7 protein-coding genes are annotated in these 4017 nt (G+C 30.8%); 1 reads left to right on the forward strand and 6 read right to left on the reverse strand.

Annotated elements, in window-relative coordinates; translation table 11 throughout:
- Positions 1–81: 81 nt before the first annotated feature.
- Both IJI80_RS00960 and IJI80_RS00965 read right to left on the reverse strand, forming a co-directional pair.
- Positions 82–264: a MarR family transcriptional regulator gene (locus IJI80_RS00960; RefSeq protein WP_292786647.1), complete on the reverse strand. Its 183-nt coding sequence runs from the start codon at positions 262–264 to the stop codon at positions 82–84.
- Between the two features lie 92 nt (positions 265–356).
- The gene (locus tag IJI80_RS00965) at positions 357–1319 is read right to left on the reverse strand and encodes an RNA-guided pseudouridylation complex pseudouridine synthase subunit Cbf5 (protein WP_292786649.1); all 963 of its coding nucleotides are present in this window, start codon (positions 1317–1319) and stop codon (positions 357–359) included.
- 259 nt (positions 1320–1578) lie between these two features.
- Between IJI80_RS00965 and IJI80_RS00970 the strand changes: the two genes are divergently transcribed.
- Positions 1579–2055 (forward strand): dCMP deaminase family protein, encoded by a 477-nt coding sequence (locus IJI80_RS00970; protein WP_292786651.1) that lies wholly within the window; start codon positions 1579–1581, stop codon positions 2053–2055.
- A gap of 110 nt (positions 2056–2165) precedes the next feature.
- On the opposite strand, the gene IJI80_RS00975 is transcribed toward IJI80_RS00970, so the two are convergent.
- The 4 genes from IJI80_RS00975 to IJI80_RS00990 form a co-directional block, all read right to left on the reverse strand.
- Positions 2166–2717 (reverse strand): hypothetical protein, encoded by a 552-nt coding sequence (locus IJI80_RS00975; RefSeq protein WP_292786653.1) that lies wholly within the window; start codon positions 2715–2717, stop codon positions 2166–2168.
- A 364-nt stretch (positions 2718–3081) separates the two neighbouring features.
- Positions 3082–3249: a 50S ribosomal protein L14e gene (locus IJI80_RS00980; protein ID WP_292786656.1), complete on the reverse strand. Its 168-nt coding sequence runs from the start codon at positions 3247–3249 to the stop codon at positions 3082–3084.
- On the reverse strand, positions 3249–3767 hold the full coding sequence (cmk, locus tag IJI80_RS00985) for a (d)CMP kinase (RefSeq protein WP_292786659.1): 519 nt from the start codon (positions 3765–3767) through the stop codon (positions 3249–3251). Before cmk ends, IJI80_RS00980 begins: the two co-directional genes overlap by 1 nt.
- Positions 3767–4017, reverse strand: a 251-nt coding sequence (locus IJI80_RS00990; RefSeq protein ID WP_292786662.1) for a 50S ribosomal protein L34e, incomplete at its 5' end; no start/stop codon positions are given. The genes IJI80_RS00990 and cmk, both read right to left, overlap by 1 nt.

Here is a 4017-nt window from a genome sequence, read left to right on the forward strand (position 1 = left end):
TAAAAAATAAAAAAATATGTTAAAAAAATAGTATATTGAAAAAATAGTATATTAAAAGAAGATAAAAGATTTAAAATGAAACTATTTGTCTGCAAGAGTCCAGTAACATCTTTTTGGAGAAACAATGGTTTCATCTTTTTTCAATTCTTTCATGATCTTATCGACTTCTTTCTTTTCTACACCTGAAATTTCACTAACTTTAGTAGCGTTTAAAGGTTCTTCAGAGTTTTTAAATGCTTCAATTACTTTATCTTTATCAGACATCTTATCACCATTTTAATTTATGAATTTAAATCAATTTTAAATCAATTAAATAACTTAAAATTAATTTTTAATGAATTATAATTATGTGATCATTACCAACCTTTTGGATAAATTCCAGTATCCATAAAGACCTTATTTGTATCAACAACAAGCCCGGAATCTGCATTCATTATCTCTTGAGATGAGAACAATGAAGTTCCTGCAGCTACCAATTCTCCTTTCAAGGACTTAATAGCAACAAGATTTCCCTTTTGAATGTCCTTGGATAATTTAGCTATTCCACCTGCACCAAGCTTTGCCCCTTGGCAAATTGCTTCAACAGCAGAATCCTTTATGAATATCTGAGGAAGGTGGGAACTAGCCACTTCCATTGGCTGAATAGCTTTCCTTATGTATGATTCATCACCATCTTCAATGTAAAAATGATATGCATCGGTAAGGTCATGTAAGTTTACAAGGTCATTGTTTCGCTCATCAAATGGACCTACCCTTGTTCTTCTAAGCTCTGCCATATGTGCTCCACATCCTAAAGCTTCACCAATATCATGACAATAGGTTCTGACATAGGTTCCTGCTTCACAACCTATTCTAAAAAGGATATCCTTGCCTTCAATTTCATAAATGGTAGAGTAATAAATATTTCTCACCCTTAATTCACGTTTGACGGCTGATTTAACAGGCGGTGTTTGATATATCTTGCCAGTAAATTCATCGAAAATCTCTTTTATTTGATCTTCAGGTATTTCCTTGTGCAGGGTCATGAGACATACATATTCCTTGCCTGCTGGAAGGAGAAGTTGACTGACTCTTGTAGCATTGTCAATGCCGATAGGCAATACTCCAGTAACTTTAGGGTCAAGTGTTCCGCCATGACCTGTCTTCTTGCAACCAAGTATTCTCTTTACCCAAGAGTCCACTTCATGAGATGTAGGGCCAGATGGCTTGTCCAAATTGATTATACCTTTAGCTATATGTTCCTCTATAGGCCTTTCATATGGATTGCAGCCATATTCAGGATTTGTTTCCACATTTGATTTAATTAGATAATCTTCCATAGTTTATTCTCCAATAGCTAAAAGTTTTTAAAATAAGATTTTTATATAATATAAAATAAGATTTTTATAATAAATAAATTTAATTAATGATTTATTAATGATTTAATTTATGATTTAATTTATGGTTTAATTTATGATTTAATTGGTGATTAAAAATTCAATTAAGAATTTTAAAAAATAATTCTACAAAAAACTATAATAATAAACGATTATAAATAATAAGAATAGTTAAAGAAATGGAGAAAAATGGAGAACTAATATGGCAGATGAAAAATCCAAAATTGAAAATGAATCAAACCGTATGAGCAAAACTGAATATTATCTTGCAATCGCACTTGCTGTATCAAAAAGAAGCACTTGCTTAAAAAGACGCTATGGTGCTGTAATAGTAAATAACGATGAAATAATCAGTACAGGTTATAATGGAAATCCAAGAGGAGAGGAAAACTGTTGTGACAGAGGAACTTGTCAAAGAATGAACCTTCCATCAAATTCAGGAAACTACAATGACTGCTTTTCAGTACATGCAGAACAGAATGCTATGATCTCTGCAAGAAGGAAAGACATGCTTGGAGCAAGCATCTATCTTGCGGGAGAGATGTCTGTTGATGGTGATTGGGTGGAAATAGAAGATGCGGAACCTTGCCCGATATGCTTTAGAATGATAAAGAACTCAGGAATCGACAAGATAGTGAGTAAAAAAGGAATTTTGAAACTTCGCTATCCTCTTCAATAATGAGTATTTTAATTTTATTACCCATGTTATTTTATTTTTTAATTTTATTTAATTTTTTTAAAAAAGAGTTTATCATACTTATTTTTTATTTTTTATAACAATTGGAATCATTAAATTTCAGGATAGTAATCGATATCATATCCTAATTTTTTCATAATCATTAACTCATCTCTTGCATCTACAATTGCATTATGAGTTTCGCAATAATCCTTTTTTCCTAATATTCGAAGCATTTGCTCAACACCATACCCTCTTCTTAATCTACCAGTTCCACAACAAGGCATATGATTTGGAATATGTGGATTATGCTGTTTATAAGCAGCAACCTTCATTATGTCTCTCCAAGAAAATCCATCATGAAGTTCAGGTAAATGACGCTTATCAAAAGAGGCATTGTAAGCAAGTAGATCATTAACACCATTTGAATTAAGCAAATCCTTTAAATCATCAATAGCATCTGGCCTATGCTTTGTAATGATTTCATGTTTTGTCATTCTCATTGAACTTGAATACATTCCACCTATCTTTTCAGCTCTAGGCAAGATATAATAGCGAGAATCAGTTCTTTCAACATTATTTGATTTTGCAATCAGGACACCTATGGACATCACTTCATCTTTCCAATTTGTTTCTGTGTCTATAACTGCAAACCTTCTGGACATAATACTCCTCAAAATAAGTTTTATAGATTTTAAATAATTTAGACTAATTTAGATTAATAAATTTAATAATATTATTTTAATTTTAATAATTTATAAAAATAACTAAAGAACTAAAAAAATAGCTAAATAAAAATAATAAAAATAGTAAAAATAGTAAAAATAAATAAAAAAAGTAATTTAAAAAAAGAAAAAATTTAGAACTCATCACAAAAAACCTTGAAAAAAATTCTAATCAAACTTTTTTTAAAAGTTTGGATGATGAATTCCTATCTAATACACAAAAATGTGCTTTAATTTTAATATATAAAAAGTTAAAAAAGTAAAATGTAAACTAACTAGAATTTAGAATTATGGAATAATAAACTTATTCCATGATAGGTTCTAAATGGTTGATGTTACAACGTCTGTTTTTAACTTCGTCTCCTTTTACTTCAACGAAGTTTTCATCAATGATTGCAACAACTTCACATTCTTTACCTGCTTCTCTTCCAGCAGTTTTAATACATTTTCTACCAACTTCTATAGCTGCCATTATATCACCTTTAATGTTGTTAAAATAATTTCCGCAATAATGTCAGGATCAAAACTGTCAGTATTTATAATTAAATCATAAATATCCATATTTCTAATATCTATGTTATGAATATCCATATATCTTAAAGCTTCACTTTCTTCACGGGAAAGAATTTCCTCTTTTGCAAGCTCAATTGATTTGTCTTCCCTTTCACATACCCTTTTAGCTCTAACTTCTAAGGGAGCGGTGAAACAAACTTTTAAATCCGCATCAATGAAATATGCAGAAAGTCTTCCTTCAACAATTAAATCTTGAGCTTCTTCTGCAAGTTTAGCTTGTCTATTATCAATCTCTTTATCGATGTCAGTATTATTTTCAGCAAATTTGCCGAATTCAACAGGAGTCATTCCCCTCTCTGCAGCCATTTCTCTGAATATTGCACCAGCAGAAACAAATGGAATCTCTAATTTTTCAGATAATACCTTTGCAGCAGTTGTAGTTCCACTACCTGCTGTCCCACCGATTGTTATTATCATTATTTTCTTGCCTCATCTTTGAAATGTTTACGAGCACATTTTGGACATAAGTATCCACCAAATGGACGGTTAGGTCTTTTTTGAGATTTTGCTAATTTGCCAATCTCATAAGGACGTCCTCTTGGAACACCATGTAATACAGCACCACATTCAGCACATACATGCTTAGATGGTTTTTTCTTTTTATATCTTAAAACATTAACTCCACCAGGAGTTTTTGTATTTGTTCTTTTATATGATCTTGATCTAA

Source organism: Methanobrevibacter sp., assembly GCF_017432245.1.
In the GTDB taxonomy this organism is placed as follows: domain Archaea; phylum Methanobacteriota; class Methanobacteria; order Methanobacteriales; family Methanobacteriaceae; genus Methanobrevibacter.

What these genes read in the sequence shown, in the direction of transcription:
- IJI80_RS00970 (WP_292786651.1), top strand. Translation starts at nt 1,579, where the DNA reads ATGGCAGATGAAAAATCCAAAATTGAAAATGAATCAAACCGTATGAGC.
- IJI80_RS00980 (WP_292786656.1), bottom strand. Translation starts at nt 3,249, where the DNA reads ATGGCAGCTATAGAAGTTGGTAGAAAATGTATTAAAACTGCTGGAAGA.
- IJI80_RS00960 (WP_292786647.1), bottom strand. Translation starts at nt 264, where the DNA reads ATGTCTGATAAAGATAAAGTAATTGAAGCATTTAAAAACTCTGAAGAA.
- IJI80_RS00965 (WP_292786649.1), bottom strand. Translation starts at nt 1,319, where the DNA reads ATGGAAGATTATCTAATTAAATCAAATGTGGAAACAAATCCTGAATAT.
- IJI80_RS00975 (WP_292786653.1), bottom strand. Translation starts at nt 2,717, where the DNA reads ATGTCCAGAAGGTTTGCAGTTATAGACACAGAAACAAATTGGAAAGAT.
- cmk (WP_292786659.1), bottom strand. Translation starts at nt 3,767, where the DNA reads ATGATAATAACAATCGGTGGGACAGCAGGTAGTGGAACTACAACTGCT.